The sequence below is a fragment of the Porphyromonas sp. CAG:1061 genome, from assembly GCF_000435035.1.
Classification (GTDB): Bacteria; Bacteroidota; Bacteroidia; order Bacteroidales; family Porphyromonadaceae; genus Porphyromonas_A; species Porphyromonas_A somerae.
The window spans coordinates 1,128-2,071 of the sequence record NZ_HF988926.1 but is presented as its reverse complement, the minus strand read 5'-3'; the positions used below and the strand labels follow the sequence as shown (position 1 = coordinate 2,071).

Below are 944 nucleotides of genomic sequence, written 5' to 3'. Positions count from 1 at the left end.
TTTTCTCCGTGAGGAAGTAGCCGATACGGGTATCGCTTAGTCGCGGTATCATCGGCTCCTCGGGGAGCTCTACAATGGAGTAGGTGAGGCGATAGGTGACGGGGTAATCCTTGAGGGCGGTACCCCTCTGATTGGCGAGCGATACCATAGCTGAGCGCTCTACGGTAACGACGGCATTATTCTCAAAAGACTTGATCTGATCGATGTAGGATAGTCCTGAATTGGGGCTAGAGGAGAGCCGGTAGGAGCCGACGTTGCTTACCAAGCCATCAAAGAAACGCTGCTCCTTGAGGAAGAAGTCGGTCACCTCAAAAAGCAAGCTGGTGCTATCCGTTGCGTAGCCGACCAACTTAAAGGTGTGGAGAGTGACATTGGTGTAGCTCCCCTTTACCTCCTCCAGGAGGTGCTGGCTGGCTTGGTCGAGCATCAGGTCGTTATTCACCACCTCCATTGTGATGAGGCTATCCTTCTGCACAAATTGGATAGGGATAGGACCATTATTCTTAAAGCCTGGGAGCGCTAGCTGTGGATTGGAGACGTCGGTGACGGTAGCCGCCATCAGCATCTCCTTTTGTAGCTGCTCCACGGGTAGCTCAATATAGAGCCTTTGCTCCTTTTGATGTAGCTTCAGGAACTCTCCTTGGCTACTCTTGGGCTTGTTCTTTTCAAAGAAACGCTCGTAGGGGCTCAGCTTGCTTTCTCGCTCCTTCTCCTCGCGTTGCTCCTTAGCAAACGCACGCTTGGACTTGAGCCACTGTGCTGAGACCTCTGGTCCCCCTAGCAGAAAGAGAAGCGCCAATAGGAGGGGGAGCCTAGAGTGCTGTATCATATTACTTTTCATTACTTTCCTTCAAGTGCTTTTTTAGTCTTGAATACCATTACGGAGTAGTGGGCTTTGGCCTCGGCCGACTTTGCCTCTTTCGCTGCGCGTTCTAGCTGAGGGA

The 944-nt window shown here is 51.9% G+C and carries 1 protein-coding gene; it reads right to left on the bottom strand.

Annotation, left to right across the window (positions count from 1 at the left end):
• A partial coding sequence (locus QVO39_RS06295) for a DUF5117 domain-containing protein (RefSeq protein WP_288171865.1) occupies window positions 1-841 on the bottom strand: 841 nt, incomplete at its 3' end.
• Between the last annotated feature and the right edge of the window lie 103 nt (window positions 842-944).